Source organism: Mycobacterium kyorinense, assembly GCF_001672775.1.
In the GTDB taxonomy this organism is placed as follows: domain Bacteria; phylum Actinomycetota; class Actinomycetes; order Mycobacteriales; family Mycobacteriaceae; genus Mycobacterium; species Mycobacterium kyorinense_A.
Genome location: NZ_LZKJ01000201.1, coordinates 1 through 25,252 on the forward strand (window position 1 = coordinate 1; position 25,252 = coordinate 25,252).

Below are 25,252 nucleotides of genomic sequence, written 5' to 3' on the forward strand. Positions count from 1 at the left end.
CATCCGAGGCACTGGCGACACCGGCGCGACGGCGTTGGCGCCGGCTGTCACCGAGGCCGGACCGATCGCCAATACCACCAACGCGGTGCCGATGATCACCACCGCCGGCCGCCGATACCAGGGCACCGTGGCGGCGCCGCTGGGCCGGACCCCATGGTCGACGGCCGGCTGCGGCCGGGCAGAAGTCGCGGGGGCGCTGCTGCCCGCTACGGGGTACTCGCCGGTGAGAAGCGGCATGATCGCGGAGGCGTCGTCGGCCTCAGACCAGGCCAGCGCCGGCTCGGGGTCTGGGCCCGGCGCGGCTTCGGCCATCGTGGTGGCGTCGGCGATCGGTCCGGCCTCGGTGACAGCCGGCGCCAACGCCGTCGCGCCGGTGTCGCCAGTGCCTCGGATGGCCTGAAGCGCGGCCCCGACGGCAGCGGCCAACTGTGGCCGCGCCGCCGTGATGACCCGGGCCCGCAAGTGTTCGGACAGCGCCGTCGTGATGGCTGGAATGCTCGCACCACCACCTACGGTGGCGATCGCCGCCACATCACGAATTCCGTTGCGGTGTAAGGCTTGCTGGGCCGCAGCGACGAACATGTCCAACGGCCGGCGGATCGCGTCGTCGAGTTCGGTTCGGGTGACCTGGATATCGCCGCGATATCCGGGCAGATCCGCGGTCAGCGTGGTGGCCGTGGCCGACGACAGGTCTTCTTTGGCGAGTCGACACGCAACTCGCAGCCGGGTCATCGACCCGATCTCGGAGGTTTCCGAGGTGTCGAGCGGGCCTGCTGCCGACAGCTCGGCCAACACGTGGCTGAGCAGCGCCTCGTCGATCACATCGCCGGAAAACTCGGTGTGCCGCATCGTGGGCGCGACCGGCTGGTAGCCGTTTGCGGCATCGACCAACGTGAGACTGGTGCCGCTGCCACCGAAATCGCACACCGCGATGATTCCGCGGCCGGGCAAGCCCGGGTCCGACTGCAGGGCAGTCAGCGCGGCCAGGTAATCCGGAAGCAGCGTCAGTCCGCCCGCCCACTCTGGCACCCGGCTCAGCGCGGCCCGCAACGCGTCCACGGCCATCGGCGGCCAATGCGCCGGATGGGTGACGGCAATCGCTTCGGGCAAGGCGCGACCCTCGGTCGCGGTGTACCCCAGTGCCCGCAGACTGTCGGCGAGTACGGTCTCGCTGCGATGTGTGGAGCCGTCAGCTGCCACGATCGCTGCCGAATCGCCCACCCGGTCGACGAAGTCGGTGATGACCAGGCCGCGCTCGGTCAGGTTCGGGTTCTCCGATGGCACACCCACTTCGGGCGGGCGCTGCCGATACCGAGTCAGCACCGGCTTACGGGTCACCGCGCGGTTGGCGGTCACGGCCGCAAGGTTGGTGGCGCCCACTGACAGACCTACCGCCGGTCGTTGTCCGTTTGCCATGCCCACCCTCAATACCCGCTGGCGTGCCTGCGCACACCGCCCCCCAATCTATCGACAGCCCGGATCAGCGAATCGTGCCGGCTCCGGCGATCAGCGGAAGGTCGAGCGCGGTGACCCAGCCCGGGGAGAGTTCGTTGACGGCCGGCACCGCGTTTAGCGCCCGCATCCCCGTCGCCAGACACCCTGCCGTTGCCGCGTCACGTCCGGAACCGTCGGTGAATCGGAACGCGGTCTCCTGGAAGACACTCGGTGTTCCTTCGATGTCGACCCGGTAGACGTCGTCCTTGGTGCCCGACGGCCAGTCCGGGGCGGCGTCGTGCCCGATGCGGTTGACGTGTTCGAGTTGAATCCGCGTCCTGCCCTGGTAGATGCCGTTGATCGTGAACCGGACCGCCGCGACGTGGCCCGGCGCGATGATGCCTTTGGCGGTCTTGCGCTCCGTGGGAGTCACCCACTTGTCCCAGGTGGTGGTGATCTCGTCGAGCATGATGCCCGCAGCGTGCGCGATCATCGGGACGGTGGCACCCCAGGCGAAGATCAGCACATCGCGGTTCTCCAGCACCGGGCGAAACTCAGGCCCACGGCCGATGCCCATCTCGTTTTCGTAGTCGCCGGTGTAGTTGGTGTAGTCGAGCAACTCCGAGGCCCGCACGGTGTGCACCTCCGAGCACAGACCCATCAGCGTCATCGGGAACAGATCGTTGGCGAAGCCCGGGTCGATGCCCGTGGTGAAACACGACGACTCCCCCAACTCGCAGGCTTCGGTGATGGGCTGAATCCACGTCGGCGGATTGAGGTGCATGGTCGGCCAGACCCACGGCGTCATCGCAGTGGAGCAGACGTCGATGCCGGCGCGCAGAAACCGAGTCATCAAGGCGATGTTGGCCTCGGCGTGCGCGGCGGTCGGCCCGTAGTGCACCAGCGCGTCCGGCTGCAGCGCAATCAGCGCGTCGACGTCGTCGGTGGCGGTGATGCCGATGGGCTCGGCCAACCCGCAGATGTCGCCGACGTCGCGGCCCACCTTGTCGGAACTGCTGACACCCACGCCCACCAGTTCGAACTGTGGATGTTTGACGATCTCGGCGATCACCATCTTGCCGATGAATCCGGTACCCCACACCACAACCCTTTTCGGACTGCGTTCTGGCATCTGTCACCTCTTCGCTCGTGTCCGGCTCACCCTAAGCGGCGGCCACGCGAAATCCCTTGCTGGGCCGCTGCACCGCGACGGCAAAAGATGCGAAAACGCTGGATAACCGGCGCCCGAGTGCCACCATAAGGCCGGTAACCGTCCCTGAACCGGAGGCATCCAGATGACGCGTTTCACGGGCCGCAACGTGTTCGCTGCCTTTGCCGCGTTCACCGTAGCCACGGCCACGTGTGCTGTCGGCGTGGCTAACGCAACACCGCAGCCGCAGAAAATCCGCTACGTCGTAAGTGGCAGTTCTCCTGTGGCCGAATACATCTCGTATCAAACGGACACAGGGCAGCAGCAGCAGGCAAATGTGACATTGCCGTGGACGACGCAGTTCACCGCGTTCAGTACCCAGGTGTTCGTGCTCAGCGCCGAAGGGCCCGGCTCGATCACCTGCGCGATCCTGGTGGATGGCGACGTGGTGACCAACATGACCGCCACCGGCCAGCCCGCCCGCACCGCCTGCTCGCACTGATCGCGCGCATCTCGCCCCGCACTCGCGGACATGGACTTTTCGCTGGTTCCGCACAGTCCGCTGCCGACAACGCCTAATATTCAGGCGACCTGCGTGCGAGACGAACGGAGTGTGGTCCGTGAAGACGTTGGCGCTCAGCGCGGTGCTCACCGCAATCGCGGTGACACTCGCGCCGGTTTCTCGAGCCGAGATGCACATCGGCAACTATGCACTCGAGACGGCGCGAGATCCGGGCCATGCCTGGATTTGGGCCGTCCGGCCATGCCCTACCGCCGACTGCGTACATGTGCAGGCGATCCCACAGCCCAACGGTCAGGCCGCGCCCTACGACGGGGACGCCCAACTCGTCGACGGCCGCTACACAATGAGCGTCGACGTGCCCGACGGTGTGCGCTGTGTGGTCGCCTTCTATCCGTCGCATGACACCTACTCCTGGGACGCGGTAACGCTCAGCGGTTCGGTGCAGTCGAGCTACGAAACGGGCTGCGGCGGCGGGCCGGGCGGAACCGACAGCTATCCCTTCACGCTGACCCGGTGGTAGCGGCTGGGGCTTAGCTACCAAAAAACCTGCGCCTGTTCTTGCTGGCACGTTATGGTGCTGCCAAGTTGCTGACAAGTTGCTGTGGGAGGGCCCGTTGCAGGGGACTTCGTTCGGGAAGTACCGGCTGATCGAGTTGCTGGGCCGAGGCGGCCAGGGCGAGGTTTGGCGGGCCCACGACACGGTGATCGACCGGGTCGTCGCGATCAAGATTCTGCCTCCCGAATTTTCCCGGGACGAGGTGTTCCAACAGCGGTTCCGTCGGGAAGCCCATGCGGCCGCACGACTGAGCAGCCCGCACGTCATACCGATCCACACCCATGGGGAAATCGACGGGCGGCTGTTCGTGGACATGCGGCTGATCGAGGGTCGCGATCTGCAGTCGATTTTGGGCCGGGGTCCGATGGCACCGGAGCGAGCGGTGTACATCGTCGACCAGATCGCCAAGGCACTGCATGCCGCGCACAAGGTCGGGCTACTGCATCGAGATGTCAAGCCGTCCAACATATTGCTCGACGACGATGATTTTGCCTATCTGATCGATTTCGGAATTGCCCGCGCGGCAGGCGAACTGGGCTTGACAACCGCCGGCGACGTGATCGGGACATTCCACTACATGGCCCCGGAGCGGTTCAGCGCCGGGCAACTCGACGCCCGCCCCGTCGACGCGCGCTCGGACATCTACGCGTTGACCTGTGTGCTGTACGAGTGCTTGACCGCAGCACATCCGTTCCCCGGTGACAGCCTGGAGCAACAACTCACCAACCACCTGACAGCGCCGCCGCCACGGCCTTCGATCACCGACCCCGGGCTGCCGGGCGGATTCGATGCGGTCATCGCGACGGGCATGGCCAAAAATCCCGACGACCGATACGGCACCGCGGTGCAGTTGGCGCGGGCCGCCTACGACGCCGTCACCACGCCGCCGGCGCCTGCCCGCGCCCGGTCGGCGACTCCCCCTCGGGGGAACCGGCAGCCCCGCCCGAACGGCCGCGGCCGCCCGCCCGCCCCGCAACCGCAGCAAGCTCCCAGCCCGGCGACGATCCAGCACCGGTTGCCGAACGCCGTCGCGACGCCGCGGCCGCAACCCGTCCCGGCGCAATTGCCCGAAACCACACCATCACCGTCGCAGCCGTGGTGGCGCCGAAAATCCGTGCTCATCTCGACCGCCGCGGTACTTGGCGTCATCGTGGTTATCGCGGGCATGGTCGTGCTGGGCGGTGGCGGCTCCAACGCCGGCGACACACAGCAGGTAGCACTGCCCTTCACCGGTCTGCGGGAGCCGCAAGGGGTGTCGGTCGACAGCGGCGGGACGGTGTACGTCGCCGATACTCTGCACAACCGGGTGCTGGCGTTGGCGGCGGGCTCCACCAGCCCGGCCGTACTGCCGTTCGACGGACTCAACTACCCAACCGGTGTCACGGCAGACAACAGCGGAACGGTCTATGTCACGGACGCCGGCAACAAGCGCGTGGTGGTACTACCGGCGGGCTCGACAACCCAAACCCAGCTTCCGTTCAACGATCTCGGCAATCCCACCGGTGTGACCGTGGACAACAGCCGAACCGTCTATGTCACCGACACCGCGAAAAACCGGGTGGTGGCGCTACCCGCCGGGTCGAACAGGCAAACCGAGCTTCCGTTCACCGGTCTCAACGCTCCGACTGGCGTGGTGGTGAACAGCAACGGAACGATCTACGTCGCCGACGGCGGCAATGACCAAATCCTGGCGCTGGCCGCCGGTTCCAGCAGTCAATCCACGCTGCCCTTCCGGGGCCTCAACGAACCCGGCGGCGTGACGGTGGACAACCAGGGCGCCGTGTATGTCACCGACAGCCAAAACAACCGCACCCTCAAACTTCCCGTCGGCTCGACGGCGCAAGTCGAACTGCCGTTCACCGGCCTCGATTTTCCGTGGGGTTTGGCCGTCGACAGCAACGGCACCGTCTACGTTGCCGGCCACAGCAACAAAGTGATGTCGCTGCAGCAGAAGTAAGTACGCCGGGGTGCTCGGCTCGGTGGCGGCCGCGTGCCGGAAGATGTCCTCGTGTTCGGACTTGTCGTCGTCGTCGCGCTGGTCGCCACCGTGGTGGCGGGAACGGTTTTGGGCAAGCGTTATCGCGTTGGACCGCCAGTTCTGCTCATCCTGCTCGGCGCTTCGCTGGGCCTGATCCCGCGGTTCGGCGAGACCCGGCTCGACGGGGAGATCGTGCTGCTGTTGTTCCTGCCCGCGATCCTCTACTGGGAGAGCATGAACACCAGCTTCCGCGAGATCCGGGCGAATCTGCGCGTCATCGTCTTGTTCAGCGTCGGCCTGGTGATTGCCACCGCGGTCGCAGTGTCGTGGACGGCGCGAGCATTGGGGATGGAGTCGCACGCGGCGGCGGTTCTGGGTGCGGTGCTCTCGCCAACGGATGCCGCGGCCGTGGCCGGGCTGGCGAAGCATTTGCCCCGGCGGCCTCTGACCGTGCTGCGCGCCGAGAGCATCATCAACGACGGCACCGCGCTGGTGCTGTTCGCCGTGACCGTGGCCGTCGCGACCGGCAGCCCCGCGATCGGCCCGGCCGCGCTGGTCGGCCGTTTTGCCGGCTCCTATCTCGGCGGCATCGCCGCCGGACTGGCGGTCGGCGCAGCGGTGACCTTGCTGCGCCGCAGAATCGACGCTCCGCTCGAGGAGGGCGCGTTGAGTGTGCTGACGCCGTTCGCGGCGTTCCTGCTCGCCGAAACGATGCACTGCAGCGGTGTGGTCGCCGTGCTGGTGGCCGCGCTGGTGCTCACTTATGTTGGGCCGCGGGTGATCCGGGCCCGATCACGCCTGCAGTCGTTCGCGTTCTGGGATATTGCGACGTTTCTGATCAACGGCTCGCTGTGGGTGTTCGTCGGCGTTCAGATTCCGGGCGCGGTCCACGGCATCGTCAATGTCGGTGCGGGACTGGGCCACGCGGCGTTACTGGCCCTCGCCGTGACCGGCGTCGTGATCGCCACCCGAATTGTGTGGGTCGAAGCCACTACGGCGTTGATACGCACCGTCGACCGGCGTGCGGTGCAGCGCGCCCGACGGACCGGCTGGCGTCAGCGCGTGGTGTCCAGCTGGGCGGGATTCCGTGGCGCCGTGTCGCTTGCCGCGGCGCTGGCCGTCCCGCTGACTACGCACAGCGGCGCCGCATTCCCGGACCGCAACCTGATCATCTTCGTGGTGACCGTCGTGATTCTGGTGACCGTTCTGGTTCAGGGCAGCACGCTGCCACTCGTGGTCCGGTGGGCGCGAATGCCCGAAGACGCTACGCACGCTGAGGAATTGCAACTGGCCCGCTCTCGCAGCGCCGAGGCGGCGATCGAGGCTTTGCCGGTGGTCGCCGATGAGGTCGGCATCGGCAGCGAACTACTGGACCGCCTGCAAACGGAATACGAAGAAAGCGCCGCGCTCGTCGCGGCCAGCGCCGACGACCCGGCCATCAGCGGCGCGGCCGAGCAGAACGACCTGATACGACGCGTGCGGCTTGGCGTGCTCGAGCACAAACGCCGAGCCGTCACCGAGCTTCGGGATCAAAACCGGATCGACGACATCGTCTTGCGCGAGTTGCAGTCGGCGATGGACCTCGAGGAAGTCCGACTGCTCGACCCCGCCGACACCGACTGATCAGCGGCCTACTGGTTCGGAACTCTGGCGGCGATCTGGTTGGCGATATCGACGGCGGTGTTCTTCGGGTCGGGGCTGCAGGTGTTGACGTCGACGATGACGTTGTTGCGCACCGCCAGCGCCCGCCCGCAGGCCCAGCCGCCGGCCCTGGGGTCCTGCTGACTGGCGACCAGGCTCAGGACCCCGTTGGCGTTGGATATCGGCCCGGCAGTCCATTTCGTCCCGGACTGAATGTGGCGGTATTGGTGGCATTCCGGCCACTGCTTGGCGGACGCGGCGAAGAAGGCGTTGGCTTGTTTGGCGATCGGGAACAACACCACCGCCTGCTCGGCGTAGTGAGTGAAGTTGTCGCCGTCGTTGAAGGCCTGGTCGAGCATCGCCGTGAAGCCGCTGTCGGCGTAGACCTGGGCCTGCGCCGCGCTGTCGACGGCCAGGCACTCCCGGGGCTCCATGATCGCGCTGTCGTCGGACATCGTGTCGTGCTTCCGGGTGATCTTCATTTCGGTCGCCCCCATCACGGGGTTGATTTGCTCGGGGGTGAGCAGCAACGGGGCCAGTTCACGCTCGACGACGGGACGAGGAATGCGCGATGTGGTGGTGGTTGTCGTCGCTTTGGCGTCGCCGTGGTCGTTGCCGCCGCACCCGGCGGTCAGAAGGCCAAGGCCCACTACAAATGCGGCCGTCAGATGACGCATCTGCTCTTCCCCATTCCCGGTCACCGCGTCGCGGTCGCTCTCCTGCGTTGCCGGTCAGAACCCGCGTCTCGCCAGCCTAACGCCATTTGTGGGGAGCAGGGCGTAGGCCGAACCGCGGTGTCAGTCACGGTCAGGTTGCGACTCTTCCGGCGTCCAGGCCTGCGGCGGGGCCGGCTGACCGGGAAACAGAAAGTCGACGAACGTCGCGGCGGTCGGCTGTGGCTCGTGGTTGGCCAACCCTGGCCGCTCGTTGGCTTCGATGAAGACGTAGTCATCGCCGGTGACGTCGGGAACGACGAGGTCGATGCCCGTCACCGGAATGCCGATCGCCTCGGCCGCGGCGACGGCCACCCGACAAAGTTCCGGATGCACCTTTGCGGTGACGTCGTGGATGGTGCCGCCCTGATGCACGTTGGCGGTGCGGCGAACCCGGAGCCGAGTTCCTTCGGGCAGCACATCATCCAGCGTCCAGCCGGCATCGACGACCGTCGCCTCGGTGACCTCGTCGAGCGGGATGCTGGCCTCGCCGTCGCTGGCCTGAGAGCGTCGCCGGCTCTCGGCCTGGATCAAGTCCCGCACGTTGTGGTTGCCCGTGCCGATCACCTCTGCGGGCAGCCGCAGCGCGGCGGCCACCACTTTGCCGTCGATGACCACCAAGCGCAGGTCGTCGCCGGGCACTCGCTCCTCGATCAGCACTTCGGGATATTGTTCCCGCGCCCGGGTCAAGGCAGCGGCAAGCTCGTCGGGGCCGTCGTCGACGGTGATGCCGACCGTGATGCCTTTGCCCTGCTCTCCTCGGGTGGGTTTGACGACGACCTCGTTGACTTCGGTCAGGAAGGCGTAGTCGGCGTCGTCGAAGGTGGCCAAGCGGCCGCGCGGCACCGTGATGCCCGCCTGCGAGACGAGGCGACGGGTCAGCCGCTTGTCGTCGCAGCGGCACATGGCCACCGCCGAGGTGAATTCGGACAAGGACTCGCGGGTGATCACGGTGCGGCCGCCGTGGGTAAGCCGCATCTCGCCGACCTCCGCGTCCAGGATCTCCACCCGGATGCCGCGGCGCAGCGCCTCGTCGGCGATGATCCGGGCATACGGGTTGAGGTCGTCGAGCGTCTCTGGCGACGGAGTGAACAGCGGCTCGTTGATCGCGTTCTTGCGCTTGATCGCCATCACGGGGATGCGGCGAAAACCCAGTTTCTCGTAAAGGGCGATGGCCGCGGCGTTGTCGTGCGCGACGGACAGGTCCAGGTAGGCGCGGCCCTCGCTGCGGAAGCGCTCGGCCATCGCCTGAGTCAGCGCTGCGCCGACGCCGGGCAGCGCGGCAGCTGGATCCACCGCCAGGGCCCAGATACTGGATCCCCGCTCCGGATCAGAGAACAGCAGCTCGTGGTCGACTCCGGTTACGGTGCCCACCACCGCGCCGTCGTCGTCACGCACCGCAATCAAGTAAGTGACTGCGGGAGCGTGACGATGGTTGTTCCAGATCGCGTCGACCGGGGCGGGGACCATTCCGCAGCGCACATAAACCCGGTTCATCGCATCGGCGTCGGCGGATTTCTTCAGGGTGCGCACCGTCAGTCCGGTTGGCGGCGCAGGCATGTCGTCGGGATCAAAATCGTTGAAGCGCAGCCGATATGTGTGGCTGGGATCGATGAAGAACTCGCTCGGCGACGCGGCGACCACCACATGCGGCTCGCGCGGGTAGATGCAAATGTCGCGCCGGCCGGGCCCTTCCCATCGCAGCGCCTCGGTCAGCTTGTCCAAGTCAGCAAAGGTCTGACCGAATATGAGTCGGCCCCAACCCAATTCGAGCTCGACATTCTCGGCCATCTTGTCCATCAGGTGCGACGGCGCAGTGTCGTGCAAGCCGAGCGTGATCGCCTCGGGATGGTCGTCGGAGGCTCGCATGGTCGTACTGTTTACCCACTTCCCGGGTCGTCTACCACGGCTGCTCAGAGCCCGAACTGGTCCTCGATGATGCCGAGCCAGATCTGCGCGGCATCGATGGCCACCTTTTCGCTGATGAAGGCGTGCTGAGTGCCCGTGTACATGTCGCGAAAGGCCCGTTCGAGGCGACTGCCCTCACGGATCGCAGTGGTGCCGGCGACCAAATGGGCCCACTCCGCACAGCTTCGGGCCGTATCGGTGGCGTAAACGGCGGCTACCCGCATGTCGGCTCGCAGGGCCGGCGACAGGTCTTGGCCGGAGGCAACCGAAGCCTCGGCGGTGGTGAACGCGTCGAGTACCAACAGACGCGCGGCGCGCCACGCCGCGACGTGGTGGGCGAGGCCCTTCTGGAAGGTGGGGCGACTAGCCAACGACTGGCCCATGTCGCTCATCCGGTATTTCGTCGCCGCCAATTCGGCGACATCGTCGAGCATGCTTTTGGCCACCCCGAGCGCCCACGACGCGTGACCGGCAGCCGTCACCGACATCAACCCCATTCGCGTGGCCGGCGAGGAACCGCGGTACGGCTCGCGGCGAAACAGCGGAAAGGTCCGCCTGTGCGGCACGAACACGTCCTGCGTGCTGTAGTCATAGGATCCAGTTCCCTTGAGCCCCTGCACATGCCAGCCATCGTTGAACGTGATGTCTTCGCGCGGAATGACAGCCACCTGCATGTCGGGTACGCCGTCGCTGACCCAGCGCATCTCACCGTTGTCCATCGGGAGAAAGCCCGCGGCAACATACTGCGAATGCCCAATGCCGGAGCCGAAATTCCACGATCCGGTTACCCGGTACCCGCCGTCGACGGCGACGCCCTGCCCGTTGGGAAAGAACTGACCGCCCATCGTGACCCGGTTGTCGTGAGCGGTGAAAACCTCGGCGAACCCGTCGTCGGGGAGATAGGCGGCGGCCGCGAACGTGGACGGCAGGTTGGCGATGCCTACCCAGCCGAACGAGCCGTCCTGCCAAGCCATTTCGATCCACGTCTCGATCATGTCGGCAAACGACGGTTCGACACCGCCGGCCGCGACAGGACCGAACGCCGACATCAGGCCGCTGGCCCACATCTCGTCGACGATCGGCGCGGTCAGGGTGCGGTTTCGCTCGGATTCGGCCGCCTCGGCACGAACGAGTTCGCACATCCCTTTGGCCAACGCCACGACCTGGCTTGCTGTCGTCGTCATGACTGTTCTACCGATAACCGGTTACGTTTCCAGCGCTTTGGCGCAGCCCGCGAGAATTGCCGAGAAGCTTGAGTGCAGCAGCCGACGGCTGACCGGCTCCAGCAACTTGCCGCCCACGTAAGCCGGATGGCTGTAGCGGGTCAGCCAGACGACCTTGGTGCCGCCGCCCTCCGGAGTGAACGTCAGTGTGCCGCCCTCGTGATCGAACGGCGGGACGGAGCGGAGGATGAGATATGAGTAGGTGCGCGGCCGGTCATAAGCGGTGATCTCTTCGCGAAACCAGGTGCCCACCCCGATCACCCGTCGTACCGCGCCCTCGGCCGGTCCCGACAGGCCTTTCTCCCACCGCGCCTTAAGGACTGGCGGGGCGGCGGTCAAGCTGGCCGGGTCGGCCAGCCAGTCGAAGACCCGTTCCGGAGGCGCCGCGATCGTGCGCTCGATTCGTAGTTCGACCATGAGTACTCCTGCCTGACGGCGTTGCCCACGTCATGGTAGACGCCCGCTTTGCGGCTAACCGGCGTCGGGAAACGCTGCGGCTCCGGCGGGCGCACCCCTGGCCACCACAACCGGCATCGATGTCGACGCGTCGGCGCACAGGATCGTGTGCACGACGTTGATGAGGTCTTCGACGGGCATCAACTTGCCGGGCATGCAACCGCGCGACAACCAAAGCGGGACGGCCTGCGTCGCGAGCTCAGCGTCCCAGCCGATGTTCATTCCCGTTTGCGCGTCGCCCTCGCCGCCCGCGCACTCGCCGACGATCAACGTGGTGAAGCCGATGTCGGGGTGTTCGGCGCGCCAGGCGTCGACGAGTCGTTCGAGCGCCGCCTTGCTGACGCCATACGCGCCAAGGCCCGGCCAAGGCGGGCCGAAAGTGCCTGCGTCGGAGGACAGATAGACCGCTTTGCCTGCGGAGGCCGTCAAGTGTGGCACCGCAGCCGCGGTCGCCAGCGCGGCGCCGATGACATTGGTGTCGAAGACTCGCCGCCAGGTTTCGGCATCGGTGTCGACCATGCGCACGAGCGGCCCCACCGCCGGGGTATAGACAAGGCTGTCGATGCCGCCCAATGCGTCGGCGGCACCATTGATGGCCGAACGGCAGGACGCCTCGTCGGCGACATCGCATTCAATGGCGATCGCGTCCGACCCGGCGTCCTTCGCAGCAGCCTCCAGACGCTCACGACGCCGGGCGAGCAACGCGACATGGTTGCCGCGTTGCGCCAGGCCGACACCAATGCAGCGCCCGAGCCCGCTCGATGCGCCGATCACCACTGTCCTTGACATATTCGCCCTTTCTTGTAACGACCCTGATGCAGGCACAGCGTATCTGCCACCGGTCGTGAAGAACCCGGTATTGCGTTGGGCGGAATAGGGCAGCCCAGTACCGTGGGGCGCATGAAATATCTGGACGTCGACGGAATCGGCCGGGTCAGTCGGATCGGGTTTCTCACGGGCACAGTCTGCGAAAAACTCGGGCGCTGAGAATCAATGCCCGATCGCAACGTGCTGGGCGGCCCGTTGGAACAGTGCGGCACCGATCCTGTGACCGGCTTCTACCGTGACGGCTGTTGTTCGACTGGCGCCGAGGACATCGGCATCCACACCATCTGCGCGGTCGTGACCGCCGAGTTCCTCAAGCATCAGCGCTCCATCGGCAATGACCTGCTGACGCCACGACCTGAGTACCGCTTCCCCGGGCTCCTCGCCGGCGACCGCTGGTGCGTCACCGCGCTGAACTGGCTTCGGGCTCACCAGGACGGCTACGCGGCCCCGGTGGTGCTCGCCGCTACCCATGAACGCACCCTGGACGTGGTCCCGTTAGAGGTGCTCCGCGAGTATGCCGTGGATGTGCCCGACGACCTGGGTGACTTGTAAGGCTCTACAGATGCTCAGCGGTTAGCGTTTCGGCTCGCAGGCGAGGCCGTCGCCATCACGATCAAGCTTCGACGAATAGGCCTCGTCGCCCTCCGGGATGTTGTATCGGCCATCGTTATGCGCTTCGGTGCAGTTCTTGTACGGCGGACCTGCGTTGGCTGCTGGTGCGATACCAATGGCAGCGGCCGCGACAACGCCTGCGGCGGCTAACAATGCGCGAATCATGCTGACTTCCGTTTCATTCCCGGTGGTGACGCGCGCAAGATTAGCTGACCCAAGTCTGTCGGCCAAAAGACGGTGTGACGATGCGCTTTGCCGTTGGAGGTCAGCCCACGGCCCAGATCGAGCAACACGGCCGGCCCACCTCACCCGGGCAACTATGGTCATTTTGTGAGGCGTCGAACGGTGTTGAAGCTGCCGCTGCTGATGGCAGCAGGCCCGACGCTGACCCAGATGCCGCGCGCCGTCGCAGAGGCAACTCCGTGGTCACCGGACCGAGCCAACCGCTGGTATCAGGCACAGGGCTGGCGCGTCGGCGTCAACTACATCACCTCCAACGCGATCAACCAACTCGAGATGTTTCAGGCCGACACTTTCGACCCGCGGCGCATCGAAGCCGAGCTGGGTTGGGCTCAGGCGCACGGGCTCAACACGGTCCGGGTCTTTTTGCATGATCAGCTCTGGGCCCAGGACGCCCGAGGCTTCCAACGACGTCTGGCGCAGTTTGTAGGCATCGCGGCGCGTCGACGCATCAAGCCTCTCTTTGTCTTCTTCGACTCCTGTTGGGATCCGTTCCCCAAACCGGGTCGCCAGCGCGCGCCACGTCCGGGCGTGCACAACTCCGGTTGGGTGCAAAGCCCGGGCGCTGAGCACCTCGATGACCTCGACTATCGCCGGACGCTGCGCGACTACGTCACCGGAGTGCTGACCCAGTTCCGAACCGACGATCGTGTTCTGGGTTGGGACCTGTGGAATGAGCCCGACAATCCCGCGCGGGTGTATCGCAAGGTCGAACGGAAAGACAAGCAGGAGCGAGTCGCCGATCTGCTTTCCCTGGCGTTCGGATGGGCACGATCGGTTGATCCAAGCCAGCCGCTAACCAGCGGCGTGTGGGACGGTGAGTGGGGAGATCCGCAGCGCCGCAGCGAAATCGTCAACATCCAACTGGACAACTCCGACGTGGTCACCTTCCACTGCTACGACAAGCCGGCGGGCTTTGAGGCCCGGATCGCCGAACTGTCGCCGCTGGGCCGGCCGATCCTTTGCACCGAGTACCTGGCTCGGTCACTTGGCAGCACCGTCGAGGGCGTCTTGCCAATTGCGAAGCGCTACAACGTCGGTGCACTCAATTGGGGTTTGTTCGCCGGCAAGACCCAGACGTACTACCCATGGGACTCCTGGGACCACCCATACAAGACAGTTCCGAAGGTCTGGTTTCACGACCTGGTCCAACCTGATGCACGGCCCTTCCGGGACAGCGAAATCCAAACCATCAACAAACTGAGCAACCTGTAACGCGGCGAACTCCACGGTTCGCAGCTTGGGTCGAGCGCAGAACCGCTAAACTGGCGGCGTCAATACCGCACGGCTGACGGCTTGAGCGAATGACCTCGCTAACTAGGCGAAGCTATGGAGAGAACATGAAACGTCGCGTATTCAGCGCCATGCCCGTGGCCACTTTTGCCATCGCGGGCGCGGTGATGCTCACGGCACCGCTTGCCCATGCGCAAACGGATATCGAAAGTAACTGCCGGGGTTCCGGCGGCGACTATACGTCGCAGGAGGTACAACCCCATTGGGGCGCCGCCCCCACTCTCATCGAGACGTGTTGCACCGGGAAGCAATGCACCACATACCGCGACGGCGTGCAAGGTCCCACGTACGGGGGTTAGACGGCAAGGCGGAAACGCCGACGTCCCATCGATCGCATCAGGTACGCACTTAAGTGATGCTATCGGCGGCTTGATGGCCTCAGTTAGCGCTGGCACAGCTCACGACAGAACTTCGCGTTTGTCGCCGCGCGCCAGCCCGCCGCAGCTTCCATCGGGCTACTCAGTGGGGTGCGCCGGGTGACACCGTCGCGAGCCCAACGTCGCGGCATCCGTTCAACAAACGGTGGTCATATGTGACGAAAGCGGTTAGTTCCCGCTTGATCTGAGCGGCAGCCGCGAGATGAATTGCGTCGAGCGAACGCAAGGTGGCCGGGCCGATAGTTTCTGCCAGAGCGATCACGGGTTCGGTGAGCGGGAGAATATCGAGGCCATCGAGTAGGTAACGTGCACGCTCGGCTTGGCCCGGTTCCCCATATCGGGCAACGACTCTCATCAACTCGACCCGGCCGATCGAACTCGTCGCCGCATACTCCCCCTGGCCGCTTTGCGCGGATAGCCATATCTGCAATTCGGACGTCTCAGGCTCTGCGACAAGCAGCTTGGTCAGCGCCGAGGTGTCCAGATAGATCACTGCTCCTCGCGCATCTCGTGGAGGACATCGGACAGATTGTGCTTGGGGTCTCGCCCCGGTGCGGCGGCGACATCGAGAAGGTTCTGTGGACGACGGGCCGGAATCAGAGCGCCTGACTCAATCAGAGCCGCACGAGACCGTTCGGCGGCCCGCACGGGGACAAGCCGCGCCACCAACCGGCCGTTATTGGTGACGCCGAGTTCCTCGCCGGCCTCAACCCGGGCGAGGTATCGCGACGCGTGCTGTCGCAGTTCTCGGACCCCGATCGCATCCATGACCTTACGGTAGCACATATTGTGCTACCTGCTCCGGACATCGGGTTTTCGCGCCAGGACGCTGTTACACGTAACAATTGCCATATGGCACCTGCCCGCGAAGCGCACCGCCAATCGACTCTTGTCGCCGCCAGCGAACAGGACCTCGATGATCAAGCCTTCATCGACGCGGTCTCGGCCGACTGGGACGACGCCACCTAACCATGCGGCGAGGCGACATCTAACCGGCCGCAGCACGCGGCGCCTATCGCGGAAAGCCACGTCCCGTAGTGGTCATAGGCGACGACCGGTTCGACGCAACGGTCCCGATCACCACCGGGCTGACCCGCCAGGTCGGTCGCCTCTCGGATGGAGATCTCGTTCGGCTCAACCGTGCGCTACTGGTATTTCTCGGACTCGCGGTTTGAGAAGCTGAACCTGTGCCGCAACTCCAACCGCTCTACCTGCTCGCGGACAGTCAACTGCTGTTCTGGGAGTCGCAGGACCGTCTGCTCCTCGAAGCCGCCGTCGATGGACTGGCTCGGGATACGCCGCTCAGCGCCGCGTACATCGGCGCCTCCAATGGGGACAATCCCGACTTCTACGGCATCTTCGAGGAGGCGGTGGATGCGGTCGGAATCACCGACCGTCGGATGATCATGTCGTCGTTCGGCCCAGAGGACCACGCCTTCCTGCAGCGTGCCCAGTTGATCGTCCTCGCGGGCGGCGACGTGCGTCTCGGCTGGGACACGTTCGAGAGAACCGGAATGAAGGACGCGGTCCTGGACCGCTACGCCAAAGGCGCAGTCCTAGTTGGTGTTTCAGCGGGCGCCGTCCAGCTCGGTCGCTATGGAGTCGTCGAGACTCCAGAATCCCCCACCATCGAGCTGCGTGAGTTCTTCAAGCTCGTCCCCCTGATCATTGACACACACGACGAGCGAGCCGAATGGGCGCGTCTGTCGCGGACAGTTCATCTGCTGGGGGGAGCCGCCGCTGGACTCGGAATCCCCTCCGGCGGCGGAGTCATTGTGCATCCGGATGCCACTATCGAGCCGCTGCGACGTCCGGCGCACGAATTCCGTTTCGAGGACAGTCAGGTCACCCAAGCACTGTTGTACGCCGACGAGGACAGCTGATCGACCGCTGAAGCCGCGGCTCAAGGTGCGACTGCTTTGAAGACGCGACGGCTTTACTCGACCTTGACCGCGTGTTGAATCGCCCCACCGACGATCACTTACGTGACTACGCTTCAAGCCGTGGAACTGGGGGTTTTGGGACCTCTTCAGGTCCGGCAGGACGGTGCGCCCGTCCCAATCCCGGGCGCGAAGCCGCGCGCCATCCTCACGATGCTCGGGCTCCACGGCGGCTCGGTAGTGCCCGCCGAAACACTGATCGAGCTTCTTTGGGGCGACGATCCCCCGCGTACCGCCGCCAAAGCCCTCCAGACCCACATCTCGTCGCTGCGTCGCACCCTGGGCGACGGCTTCGTGTTGACGGAGGGCACTGGTTGGACTCTCAGCACGACTGAAATTGATGCCTCGCGCTACAAATTGGCCACCAAAAGAGGTCGCGACGCTGCAGCCGCCGGCGACAACACACAAGCGGTGGCCCGCTTCGAGGAGGCGTTGACCCTGTGGCGCGGAATCCCCGAACTGCCCGACTCACACCGGGGCGTGTCCGAGAAGACGCGCTGGATCGAAAGCCACGCCGCACTGGTCGAGGACCGGGCCGATGCGCTGCTCGCGACGGGCCGGGCCGCCGAGATCGTCGGCGAACTCGAAGCCGCGGTGGCCGATGCGCCGCTGCGCGAAAGACGCTGGGGCCAACTGATGCTCGCCCTCTACCGCGCCGGCAGGCAGGGTGAGGCGCTGGCCGCGTACCAACGGGCACGGTCGCTGCTGGCCGACGAACTCGGCGTCGACCCCGGGCCGGAACTTCGTCGGCTCGAGGCTGCAGTTGTCGCTCAAGATACAGCTCTGGATGCTCCTGTGGCACAACAACTTCAGTCGGTGATGCGGGCAGTCACGTTTCTGCTCACCGACATCGAAGGTTCAACCGCCGCTTGGGAGGCCGACGCCGGGGCCATGGCGGCCGCGCTAGCGCGGCACGACGAGCTCGTCGAACAGGTCGTCACGTCGCGCGGCGGGCGGCTGATCAAGACACGCGGCGAGGGCGATGCGACGTTTTCGGTCTTCGAGCGGCCATCGGCGGCGGCCGCCGCGGCTATCGAACTGCAGGACGCCATCCTCCACGAGCCATGGGCACTGCGAGAGCCCATGCGGATTCGGGTGGCACTACACACCGGCGAGGTCGAACTTCGCGACGGCGACTACTTCGGTCGGGCGGTCAACCGAGCCGCCCGCCTGCGGTCGCTGGCTAATGGTGGCCAGATCCTCTGCTCCGGGGCGACCGCCGAACTCGTCATCGATTCACTGCCCGACGACGTTCTGCTCGCCGACTTGGGGATGCGTCAGCTCAAAAACCTGGCGCGTCCAGAGCATGTTTTCGAGCTTCGACTCGAAACCACCGAGCTCCCTGAGGAGCCCAGCGAAGCCCCCATTGAGCGGCCCGACCTTCCCGCGATATTGACCGGCCCCGGGCCGTTCGTCGGGCGCGGCGATGAACTCGAACGACTTCTGTCGGCATGGCAGACCGCGCTTACCGGGAGCACGCGCGCGGTGCTGATCGCCGGCGAACCCGGCGTCGGCAAGACCCGCCTTGCCGGCGAATGGTCGCGCCAGGCTTACCAGCAAGGGGCGGTCGTGCTCTATGGGCGCTGCGACGAGGATCTCGGCGCGCCCTACCAACCGTTCGCCGAAGCTCTGCGTTCGCTGATGCCCTGCCTCGGCGCCAGTCGGCTGCGGGGACTGCGCGGCGTTGAAGCGCTGCTGCCGCTGGCGCCTGGGCTGAGCGATGTCATACCCGACCTCGCAACGCCGACCCGCGCCGATCCGGACACCGAACGGTATGCGCTGTTTGACGCCGTCGTCGCACTGCTGCAACTCACTTCCACGAGCGCACCCGTCGTACTGATTCTCGACGACCTGCACTGGGCAGCCAAACCCACCCTGTTGTTATTGCGGCATCTGCTGCGCTTTGGCGATCAGGCTCGTGTCCAAATCGTTGGGACGTACCGCAGCACCGATCTCGACCGCTCCCATCCCCTGGCTGCGATGCTCGCCGACTTGCACCGCGACGGCACCGCTAATCGCCTTGCACTCAGCGGCCTCGACGAGGACGACGTGAGCGCCTATGTCGCCGAGGCCGGCTACGACGACGAAGAGCTCGCCCGAGCCTTGGCGTCCGTCACCGGCGGCAATCCGTTCTTCCTCATCGAGGCGCTGCGCCATGTGGACGAAAGCGGCGGCGTTTGGGATCCGAGCACCTTGCCCCAAGGTGTCCGTGAAGCCGTGAGCCGCAGGCTATCCCGGCTTCCGGCCGAAACGAACAAAGCTCTTGCTGCAGCCGCGGTCGTCGGCAGCCGATTCTCCTTGGACCTCGTGGAGCGGGTGGTCGACCAAGATCTCGTCGACGCCTTCGACGAGGCGTGCAAGGCCGGCATCGTCATCGAAGAGCCCGGCGGTCGATATCGGTTCAACCACGCCATCGTTCGGCAGTCGCTGCTCGCCGAGCTGGCGTCCGTGCGCCGCATGCGGCTGCACCAACGCATCGCCACGACACTGGAGAACGAGCCTGGCGCCGACGACGAGCTGCTGGCCGAACTGGCCCATCACTACTTCGAATGCGCGTGGGCGGGAAATGCGGCCAAGGCCGTCCTCTACTGTCGGCGTGCCGCCGACCAGGCGATGGCCCGGCTCGGCTACGAGGGCGCCGCGGATCTCTACGATCACGCGCTGCACGCTCTGGAAGAGATCGACGAGGAGCTGCCCGACCGCGATGAGCAGACCGCCGAGCTACTCATCGCGCGTTGCGAGGCGCTGCTGGCCGCAGGTGATGTGGCATCGGCAGCGGGTGCCGTCGCGCAATTGCAAGAAGCAACAGTCGATTCCGCCCGGCTAACAGCATGGGCCACGTGCTTCGACGGCCAGCTGTCGATGCTGATCCACCCCGAGCGACTGGACGAGGTGGCAGCCGCCGTCGGTGCGGCCGCCGAGAAACTGGCCGAATTGGACGATGCGGCCGGAGAAGCGCAGGCGCACACCGTGCGCGCCGGATGCCTCGCACGCCTGGGAAGAGTCGGCGACTGCGAAATCGCCCTGGACGAGGCCCTCACCGCGGCGCGACGCGCACGCGAACATCGCCGGGTGAACGCGGTGCTGGCCGGGGCGCCCCTCGCGGCGCTGTGGGGACCCAATCCTGTTCCGCGCGCAGGCGGGCGGTGCCTTGACGTGGTGCGGCTGCTGCGAATCACGACCGACTCGCCCGCCGTCGAGGCCACGTCGACGCGATGCCAGGCCGTGCTGGAGGCTTTCCGTGGGCGCGCCGAGGCAGCTCGACGAATGATCGACTCGGCCCGGCGCACAGTCACCGAACTCGGACTACGCCATGCGCTGCTTGAGGTTGAGCAGTTTGCCGGCATTGTCGAATTGGTCGTCGACGATCCTGCTGCCGCCGAGCCGCACCTGCGCAAGGCCTACAACGGTTTTCGACGCATGGGACTTGACGCCGATACCGCCGAGACTGCGGCCCTGCTGGGTCGCGCCTGTCTTACGCTCGGACGGGATGCCGAGCCCGACGAATTGTGTTCGGAAAGTGAACGTCTCGCCGGGCACGCGCTGAAAGCCTCGATCTCCTGGCGCACGCTTCGGGCGCAGCTGCTGTCGCGTCGTGGTGATCACAAGGAGGCCCGGCGCGTCGCCGAGGCTGCAGTCGCCCTGGCCGAGCGCACCGACGCGCTGGTCGACCACGGCGACGCATGCCTGGCGCTAGCCACGGTTTTGGGAGCCGCCGGCGACGCCGTCGGTGCGCGTGGGGCAGCCCAGCGGGCGGCTGATCTGTATGAGCGCAAGGGCGCTGCAGCACTTACTGAGAAGGCGCATCGGATGCTCGGCGAGGGCGACGTTCCGACTGCGCCGGCACCATCCGCAACGCCGATCGTCGAACTGACGAACGCATGCGTACGAGCGGGTGAACGTGTAGAGACTGCTGTCAATCGCGGAGCTTGGGACGAGTTCGAGCAGTTGTTTGCGCCCCAGACTTCGGTCGAGAGTCGGCGGAAGATCATCGGCTTCACGCCGACCGATATCCCCTTCGGCGACTGGCCGCATCAGCACCGACTCGTACTCGAGACCGGCGGAGTGCGGATCAGCCACGTCGTGGTTGCGGTGCGAGGCGAGCGCCTGGCTCTCAATCGATTGGCAGTAGGTACTGCCGACTCAAGCCCCGGGGCGCCGCACGACGAATTCCTTCAGATATACGGCATCAATGAGGAAGGGCTAATCACGCTGCAGGTGTGGTTCGACGTCGAAGACCTCGACGCCGCAATCGCCGAACTCGACGCCATGCACGCCCGATTCGAGCAAGAACGCCCATCCGCGCAGCGATTCGGAAACGCCTTAAGCAGAGCAGCAGAGCGTATTTCGTCGTGCTACGCCGCCCGCGACTGGGACGCCATGGCCTATTTGCTTGCCGAGGACCTGATTGTCGATGATCGCAGGCGGACCGTGAACGCGGGTATCCGGCACGGCCGCGACGCCGCGATCGAAGACTTGCGACGGTCCGCCGAAGTCGGATTCACAAACATGACCCCGGCCGTGGTGGCAACCCGCGGGCGGCGCCTCTCACTCAATCGCTTTTCGACTCACGATCAGCGACCGGAAGAGTTCGGAGCCGAAGCGCTTCATGTCGCCGAGTTCGATGCGGACGACAGGCTGGCGGCGCTTGTCGTCTTCGATCCCGACGAATTCGACGCCGCCATCACCGAACTCGACGCCCGCTACCTCGCCGGCGATGCGGCGGCCCACGCACACACATGGTCTGCGATCACGGCTGCGTACGCGGCAGTCAACCGACGCGAAGTTCCCGCCACGACACAAGGTTTCGCGAGCATCGACCACCGACGCGGAGCAGCCGTGCCCCCAGGTGGCATCATCGCGTACATCCAGGCCGCATGGGACGACTTGGCTGACAGCAAGATCTACATCGAGACTGTGCATCGGTTGAATAGCTTCGGTGCGGTCATCAGCCATGCGGCGCATGGGATCTCACAGGAGGGCCTTGACGCCGAGTGGCGGATGATATGCATCTTCACTGTCGAAGGCGACGCACTCAGCCGCTGCGAGCTGTTTGACGAGGCTGACCTCGACGCTGCGCTCGCGCGATTCGATGAACTCAGCCAGCCGCGACGGCAACCGGAAAACGCGGCAACCAGAGTGGATAAGCGCTTTCAGGAATGCTTCGCGGCCCGCGACTGGGACGCAATGGCCGAGATGCTGTCCGACGGCACCTCCATCGAAGATCGACGTCGAGTCGTAAACGCCGGGAACCTACATGGTCGAGATGCCGAACTCACCGTGCATGCGTACGCCGCTGTCGGATCCCAGCATGTGACAGCAACGGTCACTGCGACACGCGGACAGCGTCTCGCCCTAAGTCATTACCGGTTCACCGGAACCGACCAACGTCAAGACGCGTTCCGCATCGAGATACTGGCGGTCGTTGAGATTGACACCGACAAACGAATAGCTGCGGTCGTTGTGTTCGATTGCGATGACATTGATGCCGCCTTTGCGGAGCTTGATGCGCGCTACCTCGCGGGCGAAGCAGCACCCCACTCCCACACCTGGCAGACCGTGATGGATGCGGTCGAGGAGCTCAACCGTCAGGAGCCGGGGCCGATGATCCGGGGCCTGACATATGCCGATCATCGACAAGTCCCGTTCGCGACGTCGACAGACTACGAGCGGGGTATCGAGGAGCTGTGGTCTCTGGTGCCCGATGCTCGCTACCGAGTGACCGTGGTCCATGCACTGGACGCTCACGGCGTCGTCGCCACCCTCGTCATCGCGGGGACTGACACCCATGGCAACGAATTGCAATGGGCCCGCCTGATTTCCTTGGTTCCGAGTGAGGCGCGGGTCGAGGTATACGACGAAGCTGACCTCGAGGCCGCGCTCGCGACATTCGACGAACTGTGCCGGCCGGCGCCACGATTGGAAAACGCGGCAAGCCAAGTGAGCGAGCGCTTTCTGGCGCACTTCGCGGCACGTGAGTGGGAAGTCATGCCCCAGTTGCTGGCCGAGGACAGCTTCAGCGACGACCGTCGTTCGGTCGTGGGCGTCGGAATACGACGCGGCCCAGAGGTCATCATCGCGGACTGGCGGGCTGTTGCTGAGACCGGAACGAAGAACGTGGCGTTTACGGTGATTGCGACACGTGGAGACCGCCTGGTACTCGCAAGTCTTCGCTTCGCCGGCCACGACCAGCGGCCTGAGGCGTTCCGTACCGATGTGCTGGGCATCATCGAGGTCAATAGTGAAAACCGGATCGCCGCGTGCATGATGTTCGATCTTGATGACGCCGACGCCGCATTCGAGGAACTCGATGCTCGATACCTCACCGGCGAGGCGGCACCGCACGCGCGCGGGTGGTCGGTGATCTCGATGGCTTATGCCGGGATGACCCGGCACGAGCTTCCCCCGACGACACCCGATTACGCGAACATCGACCACCGGCGATTTCCGATGGAGGCAGGCGCCTTTAACGCGTCTCTCAGTGCTCAGTGGAAACTCCTGCCGAACTTCAGGTTGCGCATCGAGGCCGTACATCGGTTGAGCAATCTCGGAATCGTCTTCACTCAAGCGGCGAAAGGTACATCGCACGAGGGTTTCGACGCCGAATGGCGATGCGCTGAAATCATGACCGTCGACGGTGATCTCATCAACCGCTGCGAGCTATTCGACGAAGCCGACTTGGACACCGCGATCGCGAGGTTCGAGGAGTTGCTACCGCGGCCTCGGCGGTTAGAAAACGCGGTGAGCCGAACGCATGATCGCTTCCTGGCCTACTTTACGTCTCGCGACTGGGCGGCGATAGCGGAGATCCTGGCTGACGATGCTTGCACCGACGATCGGCGTCGGGTAGTCAACACTGGCGTCCGACATGGTCGCGATGCCGTACTTGCCGAACTTTCGGCACTCGCCGACGTCGGTGGTATCAGCCTTACGTCGGAAGTAATTGCGATCCGGGGTGAGCACCTGGCGCTCCGTCGCGGCCGTTACATGGTCAGCGGCCAGGAAGAGGAGTACCACCTCGATGCCCTAGAAATCATCGAGACAGACGCCGACGGGCGATTGGTCGGAAGAGTCGCCTTCGACCTTACCGAGATCGACGCTGCCTTCGAAGAACTCGACGCCCGGTACCTCGCCGGCGAGGCTGCCGCCCACGCGCAGACATGGTCGGTCGTCGCGCGGAGCTATTACGAAACCAATCGGCGCGAACTTCCCAGCATGACACCGGATTCGGCTTTCATCGACCACCGAGCGGTCTTAACGACCGAGCAAGAACATCTGGCCGCGTATCTTTCTAGCCTGTGGGATCTCTTGCCGGACATCAGCGTCTACATCGAGGCGGTGCATCGGCTCAGCGATCTGGGAGGGGTCGTCACCCAAGCCGCGCGTGGGACGTCGCGGGAGGGATTCGGCGCCGAGTGGCGGGCAATCGCCGTGAGCGTACTCGAAGGCGACCTCTACAGCCGCGTGGAAGCCTTCGATGAGGCCGATCTCGACACCGCCCTCGCCCGCTTCGACGAACTGCAAACACAGACATGCCATTTGGAGAATGCGGCAAGCCGGGCAAATCGCCGCTTGTTTGCCGATTCCGCGGTCCACAATTGGGCGGCGATAGCCAAGATCTTGGCCGACGACAGTTTCGTCGACGATCGTCGACGCGTGGTGAGTGTCGGGTTCTGGGATGGCCGCGATACCGTGATGGCAAACATGCGAGCCCTCGTCGAGGGACTGGCGAACGTGACCTTGACGGTCCTCGCGACCCGTGGGGAGCGCCTCGCCCTGACTCGCACCTGTTCCTGGAACGGCGACCCGCGCGATGGGGAGTTCGGCGTCGAGTTGCTAGGCATCGTCGAGATCGACGCCGACGAGCGGATCGCGGGCTACGTCTTCTTCGACCCCGACGACATCGACGCCGCCTTCGAAGAGCTCGATGCTCGCTACCTCGCCGGCGAAGCGGCGCCTCACTCGCGCACCTGGTCGGTCGTGACGAGGGACTACGCGACGATCAACCGGCATGAGGTACCCACGACAACGTCGGATTGGGTGAACATCGACCACCGCCGCGGGATAGCTTTTGCGCCTGGTGAATTCGCCCAGTACCTGCAAGCCACTTTTGACGTCGCGTCGGACATCAAGATTCACATCGAGGCGATACACCGATTGAGCGATCTTGGAATCGTGTTCACGCACGCGGCGTATGGGTCCTCCCAAGAGGGTTTCGACGCCGAGTGGCGAGAGACCGCAATTCTGACCGTCGACGGTGACCTGGTCAACCGTTGCGAGATGTTCGACGAGTCAGACGTCGAGGCCGCGCTCGCTCGGTTCGCGGAACTCAGCCCGTCTGACGGATTGTTGTCACTCTGAGCAACTCCAACCCACCACA

18 protein-coding genes and 2 pseudogenes are annotated in these 25,252 nt (G+C 65.3%); 10 read left to right on the forward strand and 10 right to left on the reverse strand.

Annotation, left to right across the window (positions count from 1 at the left end; genetic code table 11):
• Together A5707_RS22565 and A5707_RS22570 are read right to left on the reverse strand one after the other, a co-directional pair.
• Positions 1-1,356: Hsp70 family protein (locus A5707_RS22565; protein ID WP_419866464.1), on the reverse strand; the 1,356-nt coding region annotated here is incomplete at its 3' end.
• Between the two features lie 124 nt (positions 1,357-1,480).
• The gene (locus tag A5707_RS22570) at positions 1,481-2,566 is read right to left on the reverse strand and encodes a dihydrodipicolinate reductase (protein ID WP_065016666.1); all 1,086 of its coding nucleotides are present in this window, start codon (positions 2,564-2,566) and stop codon (positions 1,481-1,483) included.
• Positions 2,567-2,729: 163 nt separating this feature from the next.
• On the opposite strand from A5707_RS22570, the gene A5707_RS22575 reads away from it, so the two are divergent.
• The 4 genes from A5707_RS22575 (at position 2,730) to A5707_RS22590 (ending at position 7,264) form a co-directional block, all read left to right on the forward strand.
• Positions 2,730-3,086: an MmpS family transport accessory protein gene (locus A5707_RS22575; protein ID WP_082969635.1), complete on the forward strand. Its 357-nt coding sequence runs from the start codon at positions 2,730-2,732 to the stop codon at positions 3,084-3,086.
• Between the two features lie 118 nt (positions 3,087-3,204).
• A complete protein-coding gene (locus tag A5707_RS22580; RefSeq protein ID WP_197495409.1) occupies positions 3,205-3,627 on the forward strand; it encodes a hypothetical protein in 423 nt (140 codons plus the stop codon).
• A 94-nt stretch (positions 3,628-3,721) separates the two neighbouring features.
• Positions 3,722-5,620: a serine/threonine-protein kinase PknD gene (locus tag A5707_RS22585; protein ID WP_065016708.1), complete on the forward strand. Its 1,899-nt coding sequence runs from the start codon at positions 3,722-3,724 to the stop codon at positions 5,618-5,620.
• A gap of 51 nt (positions 5,621-5,671) precedes the next feature.
• Positions 5,672-7,264, forward strand: a complete 1,593-nt coding sequence (locus tag A5707_RS22590) for a Na+/H+ antiporter (protein ID WP_065016707.1) — start codon at positions 5,672-5,674, stop codon at positions 7,262-7,264.
• Between the two features lie 8 nt (positions 7,265-7,272).
• Here A5707_RS22590 and A5707_RS22595 read toward each other — a convergent pair whose 3' ends face one another.
• From A5707_RS22595 to A5707_RS22615, 5 genes are all read right to left on the reverse strand, one after another.
• The gene (locus tag A5707_RS22595; RefSeq protein WP_065016667.1) at positions 7,273-7,959 is read right to left on the reverse strand and encodes a sensor domain-containing protein; all 687 of its coding nucleotides are present in this window, start codon (positions 7,957-7,959) and stop codon (positions 7,273-7,275) included.
• A 120-nt stretch (positions 7,960-8,079) separates the two neighbouring features.
• A complete protein-coding gene (ngg, locus tag A5707_RS22600) occupies positions 8,080-9,864 on the reverse strand; it encodes an N-acetylglutaminylglutamine synthetase (protein ID WP_065016668.1) in 1,785 nt (594 codons plus the stop codon).
• A gap of 44 nt (positions 9,865-9,908) precedes the next feature.
• A complete protein-coding gene (locus tag A5707_RS22605) occupies positions 9,909-11,087 on the reverse strand; it encodes an acyl-CoA dehydrogenase family protein (RefSeq protein WP_065016669.1) in 1,179 nt (392 codons plus the stop codon).
• 21 nt (positions 11,088-11,108) lie between these two features.
• A complete protein-coding gene (locus tag A5707_RS22610) occupies positions 11,109-11,543 on the reverse strand; it encodes an SRPBCC family protein (RefSeq protein WP_065016670.1) in 435 nt (144 codons plus the stop codon).
• 54 nt (positions 11,544-11,597) lie between these two features.
• Positions 11,598-12,359 carry an SDR family oxidoreductase gene (locus A5707_RS22615; RefSeq protein ID WP_082969636.1) on the reverse strand — a complete coding sequence of 254 codons (762 nt, stop codon included), beginning with the start codon at positions 12,357-12,359 and terminating at the stop codon, positions 11,598-11,600.
• A gap of 216 nt (positions 12,360-12,575) precedes the next feature.
• Here A5707_RS22615 and A5707_RS22620 point away from each other — a divergent pair, with 216 nt between their 5' ends.
• A complete protein-coding gene (locus A5707_RS22620) occupies positions 12,576-12,962 on the forward strand; it encodes a DUF2237 family protein (RefSeq protein WP_065016672.1) in 387 nt (128 codons plus the stop codon).
• 21 nt (positions 12,963-12,983) lie between these two features.
• On the opposite strand, the gene A5707_RS22625 is transcribed toward A5707_RS22620, so the two are convergent.
• Positions 12,984-13,187, reverse strand: a complete 204-nt coding sequence (locus A5707_RS22625) for an excalibur calcium-binding domain-containing protein (protein ID WP_065016673.1) — start codon at positions 13,185-13,187, stop codon at positions 12,984-12,986.
• A gap of 165 nt (positions 13,188-13,352) precedes the next feature.
• Between A5707_RS22625 and A5707_RS22630 the strand changes: the two genes are divergently transcribed.
• Positions 13,353-14,477 carry a 1,4-beta-xylanase gene (locus A5707_RS22630; protein ID WP_065016674.1) on the forward strand — a complete coding sequence of 375 codons (1,125 nt, stop codon included), beginning with the start codon at positions 13,353-13,355 and terminating at the stop codon, positions 14,475-14,477.
• A 537-nt stretch (positions 14,478-15,014) separates the two neighbouring features.
• Here A5707_RS22630 and A5707_RS22635 read toward each other — a convergent pair.
• Both A5707_RS22635 and A5707_RS22640 read right to left on the reverse strand, forming a co-directional pair.
• A complete protein-coding gene (locus A5707_RS22635; protein ID WP_065016675.1) occupies positions 15,015-15,425 on the reverse strand; it encodes a type II toxin-antitoxin system VapC family toxin in 411 nt (136 codons plus the stop codon).
• Positions 15,422-15,700: a type II toxin-antitoxin system Phd/YefM family antitoxin gene (locus A5707_RS22640; protein ID WP_065016676.1), complete on the reverse strand. Its 279-nt coding sequence runs from the start codon at positions 15,698-15,700 to the stop codon at positions 15,422-15,424. The genes A5707_RS22635 and A5707_RS22640 overlap by 4 nt, the downstream gene beginning before the upstream one ends.
• A gap of 96 nt (positions 15,701-15,796) precedes the next feature.
• Between A5707_RS22640 and A5707_RS22645 the strand changes: the two are divergent.
• From A5707_RS22645 to A5707_RS22655, 4 genes and pseudogenes are all read left to right on the forward strand, one after another.
• Positions 15,797-15,901: pseudogene (locus A5707_RS22645) on the forward strand (antitoxin MazE-like protein); the annotation flags it as partial.
• A 2-nt stretch (positions 15,902-15,903) separates the two neighbouring features.
• A pseudogene (locus tag A5707_RS24240) lies at positions 15,904-16,107 on the forward strand (hypothetical protein).
• 12 nt (positions 16,108-16,119) lie between these two features.
• The gene (locus tag A5707_RS22650) at positions 16,120-16,815 is read left to right on the forward strand and encodes a Type 1 glutamine amidotransferase-like domain-containing protein (protein WP_065016678.1); all 696 of its coding nucleotides are present in this window, start codon (positions 16,120-16,122) and stop codon (positions 16,813-16,815) included.
• 120 nt (positions 16,816-16,935) lie between these two features.
• Positions 16,936-25,233, forward strand: a complete 8,298-nt coding sequence (locus tag A5707_RS22655) for a BTAD domain-containing putative transcriptional regulator (RefSeq protein ID WP_065016679.1) — start codon at positions 16,936-16,938, stop codon at positions 25,231-25,233.
• The last annotated feature ends 19 nt before the right edge of the window (positions 25,234-25,252 follow it).

Excerpts from the sequence above, each read along its gene's own strand:
- A5707_RS22570 (WP_065016666.1), bottom strand. The coding sequence starts at position 2,566 with ATGCCAGAACGCAGTCCGAAAAGGGTTGTGGTGTGGGGTACCGGATTC.
- A5707_RS22575 (WP_082969635.1), top strand. The coding sequence starts at position 2,730 with ATGACGCGTTTCACGGGCCGCAACGTGTTCGCTGCCTTTGCCGCGTTC.
- A5707_RS22595 (WP_065016667.1), bottom strand. The coding sequence starts at position 7,959 with ATGCGTCATCTGACGGCCGCATTTGTAGTGGGCCTTGGCCTTCTGACC.
- ngg (WP_065016668.1), bottom strand. The coding sequence starts at position 9,864 with ATGCGAGCCTCCGACGACCATCCCGAGGCGATCACGCTCGGCTTGCAC.
- A5707_RS22605 (WP_065016669.1), bottom strand. The coding sequence starts at position 11,087 with ATGACGACGACAGCAAGCCAGGTCGTGGCGTTGGCCAAAGGGATGTGC.
- A5707_RS22610 (WP_065016670.1), bottom strand. The coding sequence starts at position 11,543 with ATGGTCGAACTACGAATCGAGCGCACGATCGCGGCGCCTCCGGAACGG.
- A5707_RS22620 (WP_065016672.1), top strand. The coding sequence starts at position 12,576 with ATGCCCGATCGCAACGTGCTGGGCGGCCCGTTGGAACAGTGCGGCACC.
- A5707_RS22625 (WP_065016673.1), bottom strand. The coding sequence starts at position 13,187 with ATGATTCGCGCATTGTTAGCCGCCGCAGGCGTTGTCGCGGCCGCTGCC.
- A5707_RS22640 (WP_065016676.1), bottom strand. The coding sequence starts at position 15,700 with ATGGATGCGATCGGGGTCCGAGAACTGCGACAGCACGCGTCGCGATAC.